The following is a 20453-nucleotide window of genomic DNA, read 5'->3' as shown; positions in this document are numbered from 1 at the left end:
CGTCGTTATGCCGTGCACCGCCGAGCCACCCAGGTGCGGCACCGACCCCCACGGAGGGATGCAGGTGACTGTGACGGACGCCTCGACCGCAAGCTCAAAGACTCCGCCCCCTCCGCCCCCAGCGGAGATCCGCTACAGCGGCGAATACTCCATCAACCCACTCGGCAACGTGTCCTTCACGCACATGTGCGCGCGTCTGCCGTCCGTACTGCGCCGCATCTGCCGAATGGCGTGGCAGCTCGACCGCACGGCCGTACTCCTCCTCGTGGCCTGCCAACTTGTCACAGGTGTTGCGGCCGCGGTGAGTTTGGCCGCGACCGCCCGTGCCATGCAGCCGATCCTGGGCACCGGCGCCGTGACCGACCGCCTTCACCAGGCGCTACCCGCACTGATCGTCGTGGCCTGTGCGGCAGCATTCGGGCGGCTCTCCAGTGCGCTGGCCTCGTACGCGGACCGCAGGCTCACCCCGCCGCTGACCACCTACGCGGACACCGGGCTCGTCGAGGCAGTATGCCGGGTCGAAGCCGCGGCCTACGCCCACGACGGTTTCGCTGACCGGCAGGAAGCCGCGGAGATGGGCGTGGTACGCACGCACGTGATGGTGAACGACGCTCAGCGGTTCGTGGCCGCGCTGATCAGGATGGCGGCAGCCAGTGGAGTCCTGTCCGTGCTGCACTGGGTGATGCTGCCCCTGCTCCTCCTCGCCGTACTGCCCGCCGGAGTCGGGGCAGTTCTCACCGCCCGGGTCGACTACGAGATGCACTACGCGAACGTCTCGGACCGCAACGTGCGGCACATGATGCGCTGGTGGGCCACCACGCCCAAGCATGGCGACGAGGTCCGCGCCAACGGCATGACCAGCTACCTGCTGTTCTGGTACCGGTCCCTGTCCGAGCGCATCGACCGCCGTCTGCTGACCGCCGCCCCCCGCACCTTGCTCATCACCCTGCTCTCAGCATCGGCTGGCGGAGTTTTTCTGCTCCTGGCCTGGGCTGCACTCGCCTGGCTGGCCATGACCGGCCGGATCGAACTCGCCGTTGCCGCGACCGCGGTCGTCGCCGTGCAGACCACGCTGGCCGCGCTCTCCCAGGTGGTCATCAACGGGGCGGCCCTGTTCCACACCAGTCTCTACCTCACCGACATGCAGTCCTTCCTCGACGATGCCTCCGGGCAAGCGCCACAACGGGGCGAGTTGCCAGCCCCCGCGACCGTAGAGGATATCCGGATCGACAACGTGGTCTACCAGTACCCCGGCAAGGATCGCCCGGCCGTCGACGGCGTCTCCCTCGCTCTCCGCCGCGGCGAGATCCTGGCCATCGTCGGCGAAAACGGCAGCGGCAAGTCCACCCTCCTGCGCTTGATCACCGGCATCTACCTCGCGGACAAGGGACGCGTCCTATGGAACGGCGCAGACCTCGCCACCATCGACCAAGACACGGTCTGGGCCCGCACAGGACTCGTGCCGCAACTCTTCGCCCAGTGGCCCCTGCGCGTCCGCGAGAACGTCACGCTCGGACAGCCCCGCACCCACGACGACGTTCCCGTATGGGAAGCAATCGACGCCGTCGGCATGCGTGAGGCCGTCGAGGCGCTGCCCGACGGTATCGAGACACTGCTCGCCCGGGAAGTCTTCGGCGGCGCCGAACTCTCCGGCGGGCAGTGGCAGCGCCTGGCCTGTTCCCGCGCGATCTACCGGCGCCCTGAACTGCTCATTCTGGACGAGCCGACCTCCCAGATGGATGCCCGGGGCGAGCACCAGATCTTCGAGAAGATCAAACGCGGCGCCTCTGACCGCATCACGATTGTGGTGACGCACCAGTTGGAGAACACACGGCTGGCCGACCGCGTCCTTGTCATGGACAAGGGCCGGGTGATCGAACAGGGCAAGTATGAGGACCTGGTCAACGCCGGCGGCTTGTTCGCCGAACTCGTCGAACTAGCCAAAGACCGGTAACCCCCATGCCCATCCGCACCGCCGCAGGCGGCATGCGACCACGGGATGACAGGGGCGACCGATACCACAGCCACCTGGCGGGCATCATCGGATGCTTCTGACTCTTCTCCCGCACCCATTGCCATTGGCTGACGCACTCGTCAATTTGGTGTCAATTTGCCTGAATGGCCGTTCGGACTTCGAAGTTAGGTCGCGAGGCGGCCCGTGTGCACCTTGCAGTTGGAACGAGGACGCGCGATAGAACGTGGATCTGCTCGTCTGCCGAGGCGAGATCTGTTCCTGAGGTGGTGTGGCTATGCGGATAGAAGGACCATGGAGGTCGCGCGGGTGTCGGGCCATTTGGGCGGTTCTCGGGGCTTCCGTCATGTTGAGTGTGGCGGGATGCGATACGGATGAATCAGCTGACCGTGAGAGCTCCGCCACGGATGTGGGTGGCGGGTCGAGCTCAAGGGCGGCAGCTTCGCCGTCCTCCCTGTCTGCGGCAGCGGCAGCCCGTCGGCAAGCAATAGCCGCGTATGTAGGCATGTGGCAGGACATGGCTGAGGCGGGAGAGACGTCGGACTGGCGGTCTCCGAGACTGTCGAGGAATGCCACCGGTGATGCACTGTCGACGATCTCGCGAGGCATGTATGCGGATCACCTCAACGGATTCGTTTATAAGGGAAGGCCGAAGAACTACCCGAGGGTGACATCGATGGATCCGCCCGCAGATCCGAATGCGGCGCTGATCTCCGACTGTGGGGACTCCACGCACTGGCTGAAGTATCGGGCCGATAACGGCAAGCTTGCAGACGATAAGCCCGGCGGGCGCCGGTCGATTACTGCTGAGGTCAAGCAGCAATCCGACCGCAAGTGGAAGGTCACGCGCTTCGCCGTCAAGGAAATTGGCTCATGTTAAGGCGATGGCCAGCCGTAGCGGGTCTGTCGCTTTCGATAGTGATGATAGGTGCGATTCCCGCTTGGTCGGATGATTCGTGGGGTTCTGTCGACTGCACGCAGAACCCACACCCAGGATGTGACTTGAGCGCGGGAAGAGGCCCACAGAAGGAGGGCCCGGGCCATGGAGGAGGCGGTGCGTCACCTGGACGGCGAGGTGGCGATGGTGGCGGTGGCCGGGAGGACCCGGAGAGTACCAATCCTGACTTCAACCGGTCTGACTGCTCTTATCGACGCAGTGACTACAAACCGCCCTCGGACGCCCAATCGGTCTCCCACCACAGTCCCCTTGTTAGCAGTATCCCTATCCCTACGGCTCAGCCAGCGGTGTTACACGTCCATTCCCAGCCCCCGATAGCCAGGCCGATTGCCGAACCGAAGCCTGGCGAAGACGGGGCCTGGTACGTGTACAAGTGCGATGCGGGCGGTACACGGGATGCGCTCTACCGGCCCCCGGTGTGGATTCCCGACGGGCCAGGGTCTGATGGCGGCCCCCCGGTGTCTCCGGCCGCGTTGGCAGAGCAGGCCCGCAGCCAACTCCGGCTCCCCTCACCGAAGATCAAAGAGAGCCCCGCGGACGAGCAGCTGGTGGCCCTGCCGACGTGGCTGTGGCTGGAGCGCGGTGCATGGCGGAGGGCGTCGGCGACGGCGTCGGTGCCGGGGGTGTCGGTGACTACGGTGGCGCGGCCGACATCGGTGGACTGGTCGATGGGCGATGGCGGTTCGAAAGTCTGCCATGGCCCTGGTACGCCCTACCGTCCGAGCGAGGCGTCCCGACGGAGTTCCAATCCCAGGAAGTCGTCGCCGGATTGCGGTTACACCTACCACTCGTCCTCGGCCGGGCAGCCAGGTGATGCCTTTCCGGTGTCGGCGACAGTGCACTGGTCAGTGGCCTGGTCCGGAGCCGGCCAGTCGGGCACCTTCCCCGGTTTGACGACGACTTCGACCGCCTCGTTCCGTGTCGTGGAAAGCCAGGCAGTCAACACCGACAACGAATGAGCGCGCCCCCCTTGTGACGAGGGCGACAACACCCACATCCATTTGCGATCGCCGGGCTGCGCGCCCCGGTGCCGGATAGCCCATGCCAGGAGGCGGCTGTGATGAATACGCGAACGTATCTACCTCCCCAAACCCCGTTCCCAGAGGGCAACGACTCCGGGCGGCGGCGCCCCGGAGCGAACGAGGAGCCGTCCCGGCTGGTCGGTGGTCGGTGGCGACGCCGGGTGTCGTATTTGCCGCTGGGAGCGCTCTTGGTGCTCGGCTGTTCGACGGGCGGCGTAGTGGTGGCCTTGAACCTGGGGCACCGGCAGGCGGTACTGGCGTTGGCGCACCCGGTCACGGCGGGTCAGACGCTGATGGAACGGGACCTGCGGGAAGTGAGCTTGGCCCGTGGCAGTGGGCTCGCAGCGATCTCCGCCGGGTCGACCGACCGGATCGTCGGACGTCCGGCGGCTTACACCATGCCCAAGGGGACGTTGCTGACGGAGTCGGTGCTGGGCGAGCCGCAAATCCCACCGCGGGGGAAGGCTGTGGTTGCCGTGGGATTGAAGGAAGGACGATTTCCTGCGGGGTTGGAGCGCGGGAGCCGGGTCGCCGTGGTGAAGGTGCCCGAGCCCGAAGGCACTGCGGAGCCCCAGCTTCCGGACCCGTCGTCCCCCATGTGGTACGCCACGGTGGTCGCGGTATGGGGCAAGGAGCGTGGGGAGACGGCGGTGGTGTCCTTGCAACTGGGCGAGGACGAGGCGCGCGAGGTGGCGGCTTTCCCCACGGACAGCATCAGCGTCCTGCTGGTGCGCAAGGAAGTGCTGTGACCCTCGTGGCCCTGTGCAGTCTGAAGGGTTCACCTGGGGTGACGACCACGTGTGTGGCGCTGGGGGCCCGGTGGCCGGCCGGGGAGCGGCCCGTAGTGGTGGAGTGCGATCCGGCAGGAGGCGATCTGCTGGCCCGATTCCGGCTCGAGCTGTCACCGGGGCTGGTGAGTCTGGCCGTCGCGTCCCGCCGCTCTGCGCACCCGAGCCTGGTGTGGCAGCACACCCAATGGCTCCCCGGTGGGCTCTCGGTGGTGGCCGGGCCCGTGGGCGCCGCACAGGCACGGGCGGCGCTGGGCGAGATCAGCGATGCCCAAGCATCGGCACTGCGGCAGTCTGCCGACAGGGCAGACACCGCGGTGATCGCCGACTGCGGACGACTTGATCCCGGCTCCCCGGCCATGGCTGTCGTGCAGGCGTCGGACGTGATGTTGCTCCTGGCTCGTGCACATGACGACGCTCTGGCTCATGTCGCGGTGAGACTCAAGGAGGCCGCGCACTGGTCACGGCGCCCGTGTCTGGTTCTCGTCGGCGACGGCTGCTCGACGGGGGAGGTCTCCAGGGCGCTGGGGATCGAGGTCCTGGCGCGTGTCCCGGAGGACCCGAAGGGCGCTGCGGCCTGCGGGGGACTGCCTGGTCGGCGGACGACGCCGACCCGTTCCGCTCTGGGGCAGGCGATCGTCGACATCGCCGCGCTGGTGTCCTCCCACGCCCGTTCCGAACCCACCGCCTGGGGCGGACGCCGTCTGCCCCGGTTCGCCGCGGTAGCACGGTTCACCCCGCCCACACGGCGAGTGAGAGCACCAGTGCCCTCACCGAAGGAGGTGCGCCCCGATGACGCAGCCGGGCGGTGAGCAGCCTGCCTGGCCCACCCCCACAGGGAGGGGCCAGCAGGAACGGAGGGGGGAATGGCGGCGGAAGCCGGGGGTGCGACTTCCAGGGCCGGGCGATCTGGTCGGCGCCGGAGTGCCTGTGGATTCTCCTGTGGAAAAACTGCGGCGCAAGCTGCGCCGGGAGCTGTCCGCGCGTCTGTCCGAGCGCATCCGAGCTGATGAGGAAGCGGGCCGTCGGGAGGTTCCGGCGAGCGAGCGTCGCAGGCAGGCGGAGGCGATCCTGGCTGACGCTGCCGAGGAGTACACGCGCATCCAGCTGAGCCGTGGTGGCAGCGTCGTACCGCCGGAGACCGAACAGCAGATCCTGACGCAAGTACTGGATGAGGTCTTCGGCCTGGCCGGGCTGGAGCCGCTGCTGCGCAACCCGGAGATCGAGAACATCAACGTCACCGGGGACCGGGTCTTCGTTCGCTACGCCGACGGCCGGCGCGAGCAGCTGCCTGCCGTGACGGGGTCGGACACCGAGCTGATTGAGCTCATTCGCGATCTGGCCGCACGCTCCGGAGTGGAGGAGCGGCGCTTCGACCGGGGGATGCCGGGGGTCAGTTTCCACTTGCCCGGTGGGGAGCGTGCCTTCGCCGTGATGGCGGTCACCGCTCGCCCGTCCCTGTCGATCCGGCGACACCGCTTTGAGAAGGTCACGCTCGCCGAGCTGCGTGAGCTGGGGACGGTCGACCAGGCCTTGGCGTCGTTCCTCCGTGCCATGGTCCGCGCGCGGAAGAACGTGCTGATCACCGGCGGCACGGTGATGGGCAAGACCACCATGCTGCGCGCCCTGGCTGGCGAAATCCCTGCGTGGGAGCGGCTGATCACGATCGAGGACACCTTTGAACTCGGGCTGGACGCCGACAGCGAGCGGCATCCGGATGTGGTGGCGATGCAGGCGCGCGAGGCCAACGTCGAGGGCCAAGGAGCCGTCACTCAGGCGGAACTGGTGCGATGGGCGCTGCGGATGTCGCCGGACCGCGTCATCGTCGGCGAGGTCCGCGGACCTGAGGTCATCCCGATGTGCAACGCCATGAGCCAGGGCAACGACGGCTCCATGGGCACCCTCCACGCTTCCACCAGCCGCGGGGCCTTCACCAAACTGGCCGCCTACGCGGTCCAGGGCCCGGAGAAGCTCCCTCTGGAAGCCACGAACCTCCTGCTCGCCTCCGCCCTGCACTTCGTGGTCCACCTGGATACGGGGCGAGGCGGAGGCCGGGTGGTGGCCTCGATCCGGGAGGTGGTCGACGCCGATGACAAGCAGGTGGTGTCCAACGAAGTCTTCCGGCCCGGCCCGGACGGTCGAGCGGTGCCCGGAGCGCCGCTGCGCGCTGAGACGGAGGCAGATCTTGCCGCCGCCGGGTTCGACGCAGGGTTGCTCAAGCGCCCGGAGTGGGTGTGGCGGTCATGAACGGCTACGCAGCCTTGCTCGGCCTGTGCGGACTCGGGGTGGCCACCGGCCTGATTGTGCTGGTCAGTGCCTGGCGCGGCAATCTTCCCACCGGTGCCCGAAGGTGGCGCCGACGCCCGCGCCGCTCGGCGCGTCAGCCAGCGCGGGAGCGGTGGTGGATGGCCGCGGCCGGTGTGGCCGGGGTGCTGGTGGGAGGCGTCACTGGCTGGGTGGTCGGGGCGCTGCTGGCGGCGATGGCGACCTGGAGCGTGCCGCGCATCCTGGAGGCGACCAGGGTCGATCAGCAGCAGACTGCCCGGATTGAGGGCATAGCCGGGTGGACCGAGATGCTCCGCGACACCCTCGCCGCCGCGGCCGGTCTGGAGCAGACGATCATGGCCACCGCACACACCGCGCCGAAGGCCATCCGCCCCCACGTGCTGGGGCTGTCGGCTCGGCTGGCCGGCGGCGAACGCCTGACCGTGGGGCTGCGGCGGTTGCAGGCCGACCTGGACGATCCGACCGCTGATTTGGTGATTGCCGCCCTCATGCTGGCCTCAGAGCACCAGGCGCGTCAGCTCACGCCCCTGCTGGGGGAGCTGGCCGCCACCGCTCGCGCGCAGGTCCAGATGCGCCAGCGGGTCGACGCCGGCCGCACCCGGATGCGCACCACCGTCCGCGTGGTAGTGGCCACCACTTTGGTCTTCGCCGCGGGACTGATCCTTCTCAACCCGGAATTCCTGAGCCCGTACGACTCCGCCACCGGGCAGCTGATCCTGCTGCTGATCGGGGCGATCTTCACCGTCGGTTTCGCCTGGCTGCGCCGGATGGCCCGGATCGAAGAGCCTGAACGATTCCTCACTGAACCAGGACCACTGGGCGACGCCGCCGAGTACCAGGGGGTGAGCCGGTGATTGTGCTCATCGTGCTGTCCGCCGGTGTGGGCGCGGGGCTATGGGCGCTTTGGATGTGGCTCATCCCGCCCCGCCCGCCCCTGGACGCACTCCTCACCCGCCTGCGCGCCGAACCCGCCCCGCCGCCGATTGTCGTCCGTACGGGTACCGGAGGGTGGGCACAGCACCTGGGACGGCCCTTCGTCGGGGTTATACGGCACCTGGGATTGCCCCATAGCTCGCTCAACAGAGATCTGGCGATCACCGAGCGCTCGGTCGAGGTCCACCTGGCCGAAAAGGCAGCCCTGGCCCTGACCGGCCTGCTGCTCCCCGCGGCGGTCGAGCTCCTACTGACCCTCGGCGGCCGTCCCCTCCCCTGGACCATGCCCATGGCCGGAGCGCTGGCGTTGGCGGTGGGTGGCTTTCACCTGCCGGACGCCATGGTGCGCTCCGAAGCTGCCAAGCGCAGGGCTGCCTTCCGTCACGCGCTCGGCGCCTTCCTGGACCTCGTCCACCTCCTGCTCGCCGGAGGCGCCGGAGTCGAGGGGGCGCTCGCGGACGCGGCCAAGGTCGGGCACGGCTGGGCCTTCCAACAACTAGGCCGTGCACTGGACATTGCCCGGCTCACCCGCACCTCCCCCTGGAAGCCCCTGGGACAGCTCGGCGACGAACTGGAGATCAAGGAGCTCTCCGAGCTCGCCGCCGCACTCTCCCTGGCCGGCACCGAAGGCGCCAAAGTCCGCGCCTCCCTCGCCGCCAAGGCCACCGCGCTACGCCACCAAGGAGGCAGCCAGGCCGAGGCCGAGGCAAACGCGGCAACCGAACGGATGACCCTGCCAGCGGCGCTCATGGCAGTCGGCTTCATCGTCTTCGTCTTCTACCCCGCACTCACCCACGTCACCACCTCGCTGTAAACCCCACGCTGAGAAGGAGTCCCGCTGTGCCCGCACTGCCGAACGCGATCACGACACGCGCCGCCGCCCTGCTACGCAGGCTGGCCCACGATGACCGCGGATACACCTCGGAGGCCGTGATCTGGATCGCGATCCTCTCCACGCTCGCCGTGTCCGTCGGCGCGCTGATCGGCCCGGACATCATCGACGCGGCCCGCAACATACACATAGGGCGGAAGTAAGCCACCCGCATGGCAGTCATCACGGACCTCCACCGGCCCCATTCCGCTGACCTCGGACCAAGCCGCCGTCTCTCGAGCAGACGGCGGCTGTTGGAGCGGGCTCGGGATGACCGCGGGGCGGTCACCACCGAGATCGTGCTCGTCCTGCCGCTGCTGTTCACCCTGGTCCTGGTGATCGCGCAGGTCACCGTCTGGGCGCACGCCACCCACATGGCGCAGGCCACCGCCTCACACGCCCTATCCGCCACCCGCGTGGAAGACGGCACCGCCCAGTCCGGCAGATCCGACGCCCAGCAGGTCCTGGACCAGCTCGGCCACGGGCCATTACGCGGCGCGCACATCAGCGTGACCCGCGACGTGGAGCGTGCCTCGGTGCGCGTGGAGGGAACCGCCACCAGCGTCGTGCCGTTCCTGCATCTGCCGGTCCACGCAGAAGCGGCCGGCCCGGTGGAGAAGTTCCACCTTGCCGACCAGGCCGCGCCATGAGCCACCCCACTGCACATGCCTCCTCGTCACACCACGGGAGCGGGCTGATGCGTACTCTCCGTGGTGACCAGGGATCAGCGACAGCCGAGCTCGTCCTGCTCACCCCGGTCCTGCTCCTGGCGGTATGGTTCCTCGTCTACTGCTCGCGACTGCCCGATGCACGATTGCGCCTTGAGGACGCCGCGCACCAAGCCACCCGCGCCGCAAGCCAAGCGCGCAGTCCGTCCACCGCCGCCCGCCAGGCCCGCTCCACAGCCACCGCAGCACTGGGCCAGGCGGGGATCGCCTGCCAGTCCCTCACCGTGGACACCCGCGGCAGCCTGCAACCCGGCTCGACGGTGACCGTCACCGTCTCCTGCACGGTCGGCCTGTACGATCTCGCGCTGCTCCAACTCCCCGGCACCACGGTGCTCCAAGCCCGTTTCGCCGCGCCGGTTGATGTCTACCGCGGCAGAGCTCCCGGCGCCGCCACGGCGACTTCCATCGACACCCCGCAGGAGGGCCCGTGAGTGAAGAGGACGGTTCCGTCTCTCTTGGACGTGGCCTGACCGATGACCATGGGCAGATCACTATGTTCGTCGTCGTCATCACGGCGCTGGTCGTGCTGTTCGCCGGCCTGGCCGTCGACGGCGGCCTGGCCCTCGCCACGAAGATCCGCGCCCTCGGCGAGGCACAGGAAGCCGCCCGCGCCGGCGCCCAGGCAATCGACCTGGATGCCTACCGGGCTGACGGCACGGTACGCCTCCAACCTGATCAGGCCCGTGCTTTGGCCTACCGCTACCTCGCCACCACCGGCGACACGGGCACAGTGACGGCCACGGAGCGGACAGTGACAGTCGCCGTCACCGTGCAACAGCCCACGCAACTGCTCCAAGCCGCGGGCCTCGACACGCTGACCGTGACCGGGTCCGGCACCGCCCGCCCCCGCCACGGTGTCAGCGCACCCGAACGGTAAGAGACGCGGATATGGCCCAACGGGTTCACCACCGGCAACTGCGCCAGTTCTATCGAGCGGCCCGTGCAATGCTGGCCGCCCTCCTTCTCCTGACTTTGGCGGTCGGCATCCCTTGGGGACTGGTGCGCTTCGTCGGCTGGCCGCTGCCAGACCACCTGACGACCTGGACCGAGATCCAGGATCTCCTACTCGCCCCGTTGAGCAACTCCTTCCTGCTCAACACCCTGGCCTGCCTGCTGTGGCCCACATGGGCGGTCTTCGTCCTCGACGTCGCCCGCACCACCCTCGACATGGCGCGCACAACCGCGTGGCCCGAGATCCGTCCGGCAGGTCTGGTGCATGCCCTGGCCACCGCGCTCGTAGGAACCATCGTCCTGGCCCTGGCCACGAGCCGATCCGCCCCTCAGAGCGTTCCCGCCCAGGCCACCACCGTGGTCGACCGCACCGCGACCCCCACCAGCTCACCATTCCTCGCACAACCGGTGTCGAGTCAGGCAGAGAAGACGTCGCAGGCAGCGCCGGGGAGGGTCGTAGTACGCCCGCCGCACGATGGCGTCTACGACAGCCTGTGGCGCATCGCGGAGCGGGAACTGGGCGATGGGCGCCTGTGGCCGAACATCTATGCCCTCAACGAGGGCCGTCCGCAGCCGGACGGCCATGCCCTGACCACGCCAGGTCTCATCCGGCCCGGCTGGATCCTCCATCTCCCCGACACACGCCGGCACCCTCGCCCCGGTCACGATGACCACCCCACCCCCGGCAGCCCGGAACCCCCTCCCTCCCCTCACCCCACCGCGCCGAAGTCCCCGAGCACCCAGCCCGCTCCGTCCACACCGCACACTTCCTCACACGCCCCCGACGACCCCGCGCACCACACCGGTCCGGGCACGGGCATCTCCTTGCCCACGGGGGCGTTCGTGAGCCTGGGCCTGGCCGCCTTGATCACCGCCGCCTGGTTGTCGGTGCGGTGGCGCCGCCGCATGCGCTACCGCCCCGGCAGCGGCGAGCGCGAGGACCTCACCGTCGCACCCGTCGTTCGCGCACTACGCCTCGCCAACGACCAGGCCCACCTCTCCTCCGGGACCGATGCCGACACCCTCGACGTCACGGCGGGGGCGCTCGCTGGCCAAACCCATGGAACGGCCCTGCTCGGACGTTCTGCCCTGGCGGCGCTGCCGAGGCCAGAACGGCTCATCGCTGTGAAAGACGGCCGAGCGCTCGGCCTGGACCTGGCCCGTACTCAAGGCCTCGGCCTGGTCGGCCCCGGTGCACTCGACGCCCTCCGCGCTCTAGTTGTCACGCTGCTCGCGGAAGGAGGCGATCCTCAGTCGGCCCCGGACATCCTCATCCCCTTCCACGACGTCCACCTCCTGGTCGGCGAGCACGGCAACAGCCCGCCGCGACTCAGCCGACTGCATATCGTCGACAACCTGGACGCGGCTCTCGACACATTGGAATCCGAACTTCTCACCCGCGCCCGCCAAGACGCCGACACAGCGACGAACACTCCGAACGCGAAGGAACTCGTACTGGTCGCCACACCCGCCCCACATGCCCAGAGACGAATGCAAGCCATCCTCGACAACGGCTCAAGCCTCGGCCTGTCTGGCCTGCTCATCGGGCAGTGGCGCCCCGGAGCAACCGCTCACGTACGGACGGACGGCACAGTCGCCGCCACCAGCGCATCTCTGGCCAACTTCCTCGCAGACGCCCGGCTGTTCACCCTCCCACCTCCCGACAGCCAAGCCCTCCTGAGCCTGCTCAGCGAAGCCGACCCTTCACCCCGCGAAGCCCCTGCCATAGCCGCACCGCCTACCCGCCACTCTTCCCGCGACGGGACAAGCAGTGCCTCGTCGGCGGAGCACAGCCCGTCGAGTCCGGAGCCAACTGACCGCCGTACTTCATCGTCGGAAAGCAATCCTCAGAGCATCGACAGCGCCGAGCCCTTCGATACCCCGGTACCGCCAGCGTCAGTGCTTGCACCCAGCGACGCGTTCTCGACACCCGACACACATACTCGACAGCCACCGGCCGCTACGCCCGCACTACCAGAGAGCGCTGCGGGCACGAGCGATCCTTCTGGTGCCAGACCGCCACCGGCGAACTTGCGAAGCCCTGCTGAGAGGCAACCACACCGCCCTCGGCCTGCCCCTGGCATCACACCGGCCGACAGCGCACTGAGGATCAACGTCCTCGGCAATCTCCAAGTGGTCCACCACCGCGGCGATGAGCACCAAGACATCACCAGCGCCCTTGCACCCCGCCAGCGCGAAATCCTGGCCTTCCTCGCCCTGCACCCCAACGGAGCACGCCGCGAGACACTCACTGCGGCCTTGTGGCCGAACGCCCCCGCCGACCGCCCCTACAACGCCCTCCACGCCACACTGAGCCAATTACGCCGCGCGCTCCGCACCGCGACCCACCAGGCACTGGCCGAGGTGATCCTCCGCCAGGACGGTCCCTACACCCTGGACCGTGACCGAGTCAGCGTCGACCTGTGGGAGCTGCATGACGTTCTCGACGCCACCGGCCCGGGCCACGCCAACGAGCACCGCCTGGCCGCGGTGGAACGCCTCGGCATTCTCTACCGAGGCGACCTCGCCGAAGACCTGACCGCTGAGTGGGCCGAGGCCCCTCGCGAAGCCCTGCGCCGCGACGTACTCGACGCCTTCGGCGCCTTGGCTCACACTATCGACGACACCGACCCGGAGCAGGCCCTCATCCTCCTGGAACATGCCCGCACACTCGACCGCTACAACGAGACCTTGTACCAGGACATCGCCCGCCTTCAGGCCCACCTCGGCCAGCGTGATGCTGTCGCACGCACACTTGCTCTACTCACAAGCACACTGGCTCAGCTGGGAGAAAGGCCCAGTCAAGAAACAGTGGCACTGTGCGAGTTGCTCCTCCGGTGTGCTCCTCCTTCCGACTATCTCCGCGGTAGGGCCAACTGAGGTCCACCGAGTACACCCTGGTGACAGGCGGCTTCTGCCCGGTGTCCTGACTATGGGAGCACCGGAGATCGTCCTGCTGGCACGGGTGGAGCTGTCGACAAGCAGCGTCGCTAGGGGCTGTGCTCGTGGACGGTTCAAACCCTTTACTACTCCCAGGATTTGGCCCTCTTGGTGCGGCTGATGTTGCCGGAGTCTGTAGCTCTGTTCACACGCCTGAGCGTCGTAGTGCGAGGGGTGTGGAATGTGCTTGTCTCGGCGTCGTGGCTGAGGTTCGTGAGGTAGTTGTTGGGCAGGGTTCGGTTGGGTTCTGTGTGACGTGGGCGCGCACCTGGCGGGTGCTGCGGACTCTTGAGGACTCTGCCAATAACGGTCGTAGGAAGGCTGTGTTGATCGGGAAGGGGTTGGTGGCCAAGGTGGCCGAGGCGTGGGCTTTGGGGAAGGGCGGGTCGACCACGCAACCATGGTCCGGATCTCAGAAGAGATGGACGCTTATGTTCGGGATGCCGGAAATCGAGAAAGTGCTCTGCGCACTACCTGCTGGCAGATAGACATGCAGGTCAGGCAGCCTGCTCCCCGCACCCGCGGGGATGGCCCCCCCCAGTGTGGCCGAGAGTGTCAACAACTGGGGCTGCTCCCCGCACCCGCGGGGATGGTCCCGACTAAATGGATACGGGTATGAGAAAGGCCCCCTGCTCCCGCGGGGATGGCCCCGCCATGCTGGTATGGATCGAGGAAGCGGCCGACTGCTCCCCGCGCGCGGGGATGGTCTACACCTCACAGCAGATCGGTGGCGCCATCCGTACGCCTTGCTGACGCGATGGTGGCGAGCGTCACCACCCCCGTCGGTATCGCCGCTCGCCGCTAGCTTCCGCGAGGTCTGATCCGAGTCCGAGCTCTTCACCCTGCCCGAGATCAGCGTCGTGATCTCGCACTGGTACGTCGTGATGATATGAGGCCGCGTTCTCCAGTCTGCTGTCCACCTTCGCACGCAGCGCCGGGTCGGTCGTCAGGTGCAGCCGGACGGTCCGAGATTCGATTCGACAGGTTCTTGACTACTGCTCCTTGTGCCCCGCTTGCTGGGCACGACTCACAAGGTCCGCGTGATGTTTGGGCCACTCCGCCAGCGGCGTGAGAGCTGTCAGCAGCTCGTCGGCGGCTGATGTCAATTGGTAGCGGGCGCGGTAGGGAAATGTGGGCTCGCGGTGGCGTTCAATGAGTTCCTCTCGCTCCAGGCGCCTTAGGGTTCGGTTTAATACACTTTCTTGAAGGTAGAGGTGTCGAGTTTCCGACCAGCCGTCTTCATGAGTCTTTTCTCGGATTGTGTCCAGTAATCGGGTGTACTGTTTGGGTCCTTCTGCCAGTGCGACCAGGATGTCGGGTATCCATTCTCCGTTGATCATGTGGAGAGCGTGACGCAGGTTCAAGGTGAAGACGTGGTCTCTGGGTGCCTCATCGGCGCCTGAGGTGTCCTCTGCCCTATTCGTTGCTGGGAGTCTGTGATGCTTGCTGCCGGACATTTGTGCCTTCCACGCTAATGGTTGCTGTTGGCGTGTCCTGGGCGACTGCCTCTCCATGCCCACCAGGTGGAAGGCGAGGCGGAGGAACCTGGGACTGGTCAGGAACGGTTCATCAGGACATGGTGGGACAGCCCAGTACGGGCCCGGAGGGGCAGTGTGGGAAGGGCTGGGCACGACGAGGAACCAGCCCTTGCCGAGTGCCCGACTGCCTGGCGCGCTCCAATGGGCGGCTGTGGAACGCCGGACGAGGAAGTAAAGGTGCGGTTCTCTGCCTTCCAGGTCTGCGATAACCAGGCCCGGTGTACATCGAATCCGGTGGCGGAGGACGTCAAGTACCTGGTATCCAATTTCGGCCGACGTGCGAATCGCGTCCCACCACAAGCCTGTCGCAATGGCCTCACGTCTTCCTGCCCGCGGAATCCACGTGGGCAGCCACTGGCGGATGCCGTTCATTGTTCTGTATGGGCGAGTTGGTCGAGTACGGCGGTGAGGTCGGCGTGAAGCCGGTGAGCCGACTCGGACGACAACACCAGTGAACGCGGGGCGTAGGGGGTTGCCTTTAGGTAGCGGGTGAGCGGAATGCACACCTCACCGTCGGCCAGTTGGTGCACCTCCTCGACCCTGGGATTACGCTCGCGGTGGGACGCCGCGGCTTGCGAGCCGGCAATGCAGATCTGATTGCCTCCGCTGCGCTTGGCATCGCGCAATGCCACGTCGCACTCCAGCAGCAGCTCGGACAGGTCGCCGGGGATAAGGTCGGTGCAGGCTGCCACACCCATGGACACGGTCCATCCGGTAATGGTCACGGCCGACTCGCAGCTGGTCATGGCAGGTACCGACAGGCTGCTTATGTGGACTTGGATGCTCCGGGCGACCGCCAGGGCGGCCTCCAGATTGGTGTCGGGCAGCAGGATGAGGAACTCGTCGCCGGTGTGCCCGCCGTAGCGGCCGACGATGCCTCGTTCTCCGCTGTGGTGGCGCAGCGCTGTCGCCGCGGCGCGGAGTACGGCGTCTCCGGCAGGGTGCCCGTACAGGTCGTTGATGTCCTTGAAACGGTCGAGATCGACCAGGATCAAGGCCAGGGGCCAGGGCTTGTGGCGTGCTTGGAGCAGTGCCTGCGAGGCGTCGTGGTCCCACCGGCGCCGGTCCAGGACGCCGGTGAGCTCGTCGGTCAAAGGGGTCTGGCATGCCGGGCAGCGCGATTCACTTCTGTGCGCAGGTTGCTCCTGCTGCATGACACCTCTGGGTAAGCCGTCTGGCGGCGGAGGGGGCTGGGGGAGTGCGCGGGGGGTGGCAATCATCGGCTTCTCCCTGCGCGGGAGCGCTGGGACTCACGGACGGCGGCTCTCGCTGGATTTCAGCAGCCCCTGGTCGGGGCGGCCGTCTGGCGTTGCGCTCTGGCTGGTCCCCCGTGCTCAGCCGACCTAAAAGTGGCTGACTCGGTCATCGACTGGTGACCGAGCGCCCCGCTGTGGGTCCTCGGTGCTCCTGCGCATGACGTAGATCAATTGCAGGTTGACTGGCCGGATGGTTCATTCAACCAGTGGTTGATGAGTGGCGGTGCGTGAGTCTAGACTCTGATCCGCCAGGGCTGTCAACCAGTGGTTGAGAACTGGGAGTTCGTGACAGCGCCTGGGCCAAACGCGGTGGAGGTGAGGGCCCATGTCCGATGCCGAGCCGAGTGCGACTCTGGCCGAACGACTGAACCGCCTGTTCGACAGCATCCGTCCGGATGGCCCGAACGGGCGCGCATACACCAATGGTGAGGTGGCCGAAGCCGTCAAGCAGGCGAACCCCAGCATCCGGGTCGGAGGCGCGTACCTCTCGGCGCTGAGGACCGGAGCGAAGAAGAAGCCTTCCGTCGAACTGCTCAAGGCTCTGGCGCGATTCTTCGGGGTCCCGACGGCCTACCTGCTCGAGGAAGCCACTGCTGCCCAGACCGACGCCGAGATCGAACTCGCCAAGGTCGCCCACAACCTGGGAGTCCGGCAACTCGCCCTTCGGGCCTTGGAACTGACCCCCGAGGGCCTTGCGGCGGTGACGAAGATCGTCGAGCACGTGCTGGAGACCGACAGGACACCACCAAAGCCACCTGAAACGAAGGACTGAGCAGGTGAACCGGGCGAGGCCGGGGGGCGTGGATGCTCGTCATGGTCTGGAACACGACCAACCAACAGCGGCACGGTGATCCGATGGACCTGAAGGCAATGCGCCGTAGTTGCAAGGCGCTCGTCCGGGATCTCGACCTTCCTGTCCCCGCCGAGCCTGACCAAGTGGTGGCCGCCTTGTGCGGGCGCATGAGGCAACGGCTCAACCGAGCCGTATATCATCGCCTTGTCTCTTTCCCTCCGGACACAGTCAGCGGCCTATGGGTGGCAACAGACAGCGCGCACTACATCCTTTGTGAACGGAACACCAGTCCCTGGCACCAACTACTCATCACCTGCCATGAGTTCTGGCACATTGAGGCAGACCATGAGGCCACTCCGGCTTCCGGAGAAGACTCCACCCGCCTGGTGTTTCCTTCCCTGGACCCTGACACCGTGGCCCGCATCGTCGCCTCTCGTACCCATTGCAGCAACGTGGCAGAGGAAGAAGCAGACTTCTTCGCCTCATTACTGATGGCGAAAGTAAGCCGCTGGTTACCAAACGAGACCTGGACTGTGCCCGATTCTCCCGCAACGGCGGCGGTTGTCCGTCGGCTTGAGACTTCCCTGGGACGATTCCCGGACCAGGGGGAATTGTGAACAACCCGAACACGGTCTACTGGACCTGCTCCTTAGCCGGCTGGGTTGGAGTGTGCTTCAAGCTCCGTGACCTCCTCCACTCCCCTCGCAGCCCGCTGAAGAGGGCCGTGTGCATCACACTTGCCCTTGCATCGACTTCTATGTTCTGCGCCGCCCCTTCCTCCGTAGCCGTGATCAACAAGACCACTGGCGTACCGAACCTGGCGGCACTATTCGTGTACATCATCATCGTCATGATCAGCGCCTCCGCTCACGTCATGCTCGCCTACTGGCTGCACCCCCTGGACCGTGCACGGCAGGCCGCCCGCCGGTGGATGCTGACGTATGCAGTCCTGATTACAGTCATGATCGCTCTGTTCGCAGCAGGTGACGCTCCGGTCGAGCGCCGCCTGGACTTCGATACCTACTACGCCAGCGCCCCCTACCTTCGCGAATTCATCCTGCTCTACCTCGTCGCCTTGGCCGCCGCCACCGCCGCCATGATGGGACTCTGCTGGAAGTGGGCCACCCTGGCCGGACGGCCCTGGCTGAGCCGCGGCCTGCGGATGAACGGGATCGGCGCGGCTGGCGGCCTCGCTTTCAGCCTCGCCAAACTCACAGCGGTGATTGCCCGCTGGTGCGGCACGGACTGGGACGGGCTCAGCTCCGACCTGGCCCCGCGATTCGCCGCACCCGCAACCATATTCACGGCCATCGGCGTCGCCTTGCCATCATGGGGCCCGTATCTGACCCGCATGCGTAACCAAGCCACCCGGCACACCGCCTATCGGGAGCTGTACCCGCTCTGGAACGCTCTGCGCCAGGCCGCACCAGCGATCGTGCCCGCGGCCCGGATCCCGCGCGGGGATTTCGAACTGCGCCTGATCCGCCGGCTGGCAGAGATCAACGATGGCCGCCTCGCCGTGCGCTCCTACATCGACCCACGAGTCAAGGGCCTTGCCTTGCGCCTCGGCCAAGAGGCCGGCCTCACGGGCTCCGCGCTCCACGCAGTGGTAGAAGCAGCCCGACTCAAATCCGCCGTGGCCGACAAAGCTCGAGCCATGAAGTTTCCCTCGGACGCAGCAGCCGACCACCCGCAAGGCGGGACCGATGGGATCGGAGAACTCTCCTGGCTGGTGGAGCTGTCACGCGCCTTCGTGAACTCCCCAGTCGTCAGTGACGTACTCGTTCAACTCCAGAAGGACAGGGAGGAAGACGCTCTTGACTCGTCTCAGGAACGGTAACGAGCCTGCTGCCAAAGACAGGGATACCGGCACCATGCGCCCCCTCACTCACGCTGTCGTCCTCGGCGGAGGATTGGCCGGGACACTGGCCGCCGCCGCGCTGGCCGACCACGTGGACAAAGTAACAATCGTCGAGCGCTACCACCTTCCCATGGGCCCAGGCCCCCGCAGAGGAGTCCCGCAGGCTCGCCACGCCCATCTGATGTGGTCAGGAGGTGTCCGCGCCATCGAATCGCTCCTGCCCGGCATCACCCGCCGCTGGATCACCGCCGGCGCCCGAAAAGTCGGAGTACCCAACGAACTGGTTTCCCTGTCCGCACAGGGCTGGATGCGACGTGGGCCGCAGATGCAATTCCTCATCATCTGTAGTCGCGACCTTCTGGACTGGGTCGTACGAGACCAGGTACTCGCCAATAACCGGATCACCCTTGCTCCGCCCGGCCGGGCCGTAGCACTCCTTGGAAGCGCCTCGCGTGTCACCGGCGTGCGGGTGCGCAACGAACAGAACGATCAGGAAACCCAGCTGCACGCCGACTTCGTCGTTGACGCCACCGGCCGCACCTCACAGGCCAGCCAGTGGCTGGTCAGCCTTGGACTCACCACGCCGGCCGAGAAAACCGTCGACTCCGGCCTCACCTACGCGACCAGACTCTTCCACGTCCCGAAAGGCACGCCGACCGACTTCCCCCTCATCAATGTGCAGGCCGACCACCGAGCCGCCCGTCCCGGCCAAACCGCCACCCTCATCCCCATTGAAAACCACCGATGGTTAGTCACCCTCTCCGGGACCCGAGGTGGCGAGCCTTCCACCGACGCACCCCGCTTCGTCGACTTCGCGCGCAGCGTGCGACACCCCATCGTCGGTGACCTGATCGCCAGTGCCCACCCTGACGGTCCCGTCTATGGTTCCCATAGCACCGCCAATCGCAGGTGGTACTTCGAACGCCTTCACCAGTGGCCGGACGGGTTCATCGTTATTGGCGACGCCGTTGCTACGTACAACCCGATCTATGGCCATGGCATGTCAGTCGCCGCCCACGGCGCCGTGGCATTGCACCGCGGACTGGCACGGCACGCCATGCGCCCCGGAACTGCCCGCCGTATCCAACGCGCGATCGCCAGCACCACCGAAGGCGCATGGACGACGGCCACCAGTCAGGACATGCTCTATCCCCTAGCCGTTGGCGCACAGCCCACTGTGACGGCGCGCTTGCTACAGCGCTATGTGGACCGGCTCGTCAAGACTGCGAGCGACCGTCCAGCGGCCGCAGAAGCCCTCTACAGCGCCTTCACCCTTTCCAAGCCGATGGCGCATCTAGTGTCGCCGAAGGCGATCCTCGCCACTTGCCTCGGCCCCGTTCGGCCCACACTTTCTAACCCTCCCTTGAGCGGCGAGTATTACTCTTCGCGCGACCTTCATCCCTGAGTGAATAGCGCAATCGGAAGTTGCCGGCTCGCTTGTTGAACGGCTGCGCTGTCAGCGGGCCTGGTAGGGCGCCAGTCCCCGCCCACCTTGGCCGGGGATGAGTCACCCATCCGAGTGCGCGGTCAGAAGATGAACGCCGAGCCTGTGGCTC

The 20453-nt window shown here is 67.0% G+C and carries 19 protein-coding genes; 17 read left to right on the top strand and 2 right to left on the bottom strand.

What is annotated here, in order from left to right; all coding sequences use genetic code 11:
* Positions 1–58 precede the first annotated feature (58 nt).
* From ACZ6TD_RS20240 to ACZ6TD_RS20180, 13 genes are all read left to right on the top strand, one after another.
* Positions 59–1954 carry an ATP-binding cassette domain-containing protein gene (locus ACZ6TD_RS20240; RefSeq protein ID WP_471355939.1) on the top strand — a complete coding sequence of 632 codons (1896 nt, stop codon included), beginning with the start codon at positions 59–61 and terminating at the stop codon, positions 1952–1954.
* Between the two features lie 694 nt (positions 1955–2648).
* Positions 2649–2852 (top strand): hypothetical protein, encoded by a 204-nt coding sequence (locus ACZ6TD_RS20235; RefSeq protein WP_471355937.1) that lies wholly within the window; start codon positions 2649–2651, stop codon positions 2850–2852.
* Between the two features lie 551 nt (positions 2853–3403).
* Positions 3404–3889 carry a hypothetical protein gene (locus ACZ6TD_RS20230; protein WP_471355934.1) on the top strand — a complete coding sequence of 162 codons (486 nt, stop codon included), beginning with the start codon at positions 3404–3406 and terminating at the stop codon, positions 3887–3889.
* 251 nt (positions 3890–4140) lie between these two features.
* Entirely contained in the window at positions 4141–4701 is a 561-nt protein-coding gene (locus ACZ6TD_RS20225) for a hypothetical protein (RefSeq protein WP_471355932.1), read from the top strand.
* Positions 4698–5552, top strand: a complete 855-nt coding sequence (locus tag ACZ6TD_RS20220; protein ID WP_471355931.1) for a hypothetical protein — start codon at positions 4698–4700, stop codon at positions 5550–5552. The genes ACZ6TD_RS20225 and ACZ6TD_RS20220 overlap by 4 nt, the downstream gene beginning before the upstream one ends.
* A gap of 130 nt (positions 5553–5682) precedes the next feature.
* On the top strand, positions 5683–6987 hold the full coding sequence (locus ACZ6TD_RS20215; protein ID WP_471355927.1) for a CpaF family protein: 1305 nt from the start codon (positions 5683–5685) through the stop codon (positions 6985–6987).
* A complete protein-coding gene (locus tag ACZ6TD_RS20210) occupies positions 6984–7880 on the top strand; it encodes a type II secretion system F family protein (protein ID WP_471355925.1) in 897 nt (298 codons plus the stop codon). The genes ACZ6TD_RS20215 and ACZ6TD_RS20210 overlap by 4 nt, the downstream gene beginning before the upstream one ends.
* Before the next feature lie 206 nt (positions 7881–8086).
* Positions 8087–8773 (top strand): type II secretion system F family protein, encoded by a 687-nt coding sequence (locus ACZ6TD_RS20205; RefSeq protein ID WP_471355923.1) that lies wholly within the window; start codon positions 8087–8089, stop codon positions 8771–8773.
* Positions 8774–8799: 26 nt separating this feature from the next.
* Positions 8800–8994 carry a hypothetical protein gene (locus tag ACZ6TD_RS20200; RefSeq protein WP_211834249.1) on the top strand — a complete coding sequence of 65 codons (195 nt, stop codon included), beginning with the start codon at positions 8800–8802 and terminating at the stop codon, positions 8992–8994.
* Positions 8995–9003: 9 nt separating this feature from the next.
* The gene (locus ACZ6TD_RS20195) at positions 9004–9480 is read left to right on the top strand and encodes a TadE/TadG family type IV pilus assembly protein (RefSeq protein ID WP_471355921.1); all 477 of its coding nucleotides are present in this window, start codon (positions 9004–9006) and stop codon (positions 9478–9480) included.
* 47 nt (positions 9481–9527) lie between these two features.
* A complete protein-coding gene (locus ACZ6TD_RS20190) occupies positions 9528–9989 on the top strand; it encodes a TadE/TadG family type IV pilus assembly protein (RefSeq protein WP_471355918.1) in 462 nt (153 codons plus the stop codon).
* A complete protein-coding gene (locus ACZ6TD_RS20185) occupies positions 9986–10435 on the top strand; it encodes a TadE/TadG family type IV pilus assembly protein (RefSeq protein ID WP_471355916.1) in 450 nt (149 codons plus the stop codon). Before ACZ6TD_RS20190 ends, ACZ6TD_RS20185 begins: the two co-directional genes overlap by 4 nt.
* 11 nt (positions 10436–10446) lie before the next feature.
* Positions 10447–13389 carry a hypothetical protein gene (locus ACZ6TD_RS20180; RefSeq protein ID WP_344598029.1) on the top strand — a complete coding sequence of 981 codons (2943 nt, stop codon included), beginning with the start codon at positions 10447–10449 and terminating at the stop codon, positions 13387–13389.
* Between the two features lie 1052 nt (positions 13390–14441).
* Here the strand turns inward: ACZ6TD_RS20180 and ACZ6TD_RS20175 are convergent.
* Both ACZ6TD_RS20175 and ACZ6TD_RS20170 read right to left on the bottom strand, forming a co-directional pair.
* Positions 14442–14789 (bottom strand): winged helix-turn-helix transcriptional regulator, encoded by a 348-nt coding sequence (locus tag ACZ6TD_RS20175; protein ID WP_471355914.1) that lies wholly within the window; start codon positions 14787–14789, stop codon positions 14442–14444.
* Between the two features lie 566 nt (positions 14790–15355).
* Positions 15356–16081: a GGDEF domain-containing protein gene (locus tag ACZ6TD_RS20170; RefSeq protein ID WP_471355911.1), complete on the bottom strand. Its 726-nt coding sequence runs from the start codon at positions 16079–16081 to the stop codon at positions 15356–15358.
* 487 nt (positions 16082–16568) lie between these two features.
* On the opposite strand from ACZ6TD_RS20170, the gene ACZ6TD_RS20165 reads away from it, so the two are divergent.
* From ACZ6TD_RS20165 to ACZ6TD_RS20150, 4 genes are read left to right on the top strand one after another with little or no spacing between them, the layout of a single operon-like run.
* Positions 16569–17015, top strand: a complete 447-nt coding sequence (locus tag ACZ6TD_RS20165; protein ID WP_137981780.1) for a helix-turn-helix domain-containing protein — start codon at positions 16569–16571, stop codon at positions 17013–17015.
* Positions 17016–17047: 32 nt separating this feature from the next.
* A complete protein-coding gene (locus tag ACZ6TD_RS20160) occupies positions 17048–17653 on the top strand; it encodes a hypothetical protein (RefSeq protein WP_471355910.1) in 606 nt (201 codons plus the stop codon).
* Positions 17650–18876, top strand: coding sequence for an MAB_1171c family putative transporter (locus tag ACZ6TD_RS20155; RefSeq protein ID WP_471355907.1), 1227 nt, complete (start codon positions 17650–17652; stop codon positions 18874–18876). The genes ACZ6TD_RS20160 and ACZ6TD_RS20155 overlap by 4 nt, the downstream gene beginning before the upstream one ends.
* A gap of 34 nt (positions 18877–18910) precedes the next feature.
* Positions 18911–20302 carry an FAD-dependent monooxygenase gene (locus ACZ6TD_RS20150; protein WP_137981784.1) on the top strand — a complete coding sequence of 464 codons (1392 nt, stop codon included), beginning with the start codon at positions 18911–18913 and terminating at the stop codon, positions 20300–20302.
* Positions 20303–20453 lie beyond the last annotated feature (151 nt).

Source organism: Streptomyces yongxingensis (assembly GCF_055597465.1).
Note: the sequence above shows the minus strand (reverse complement) of the source record. Positions and strands in the feature narration are given on the sequence as shown.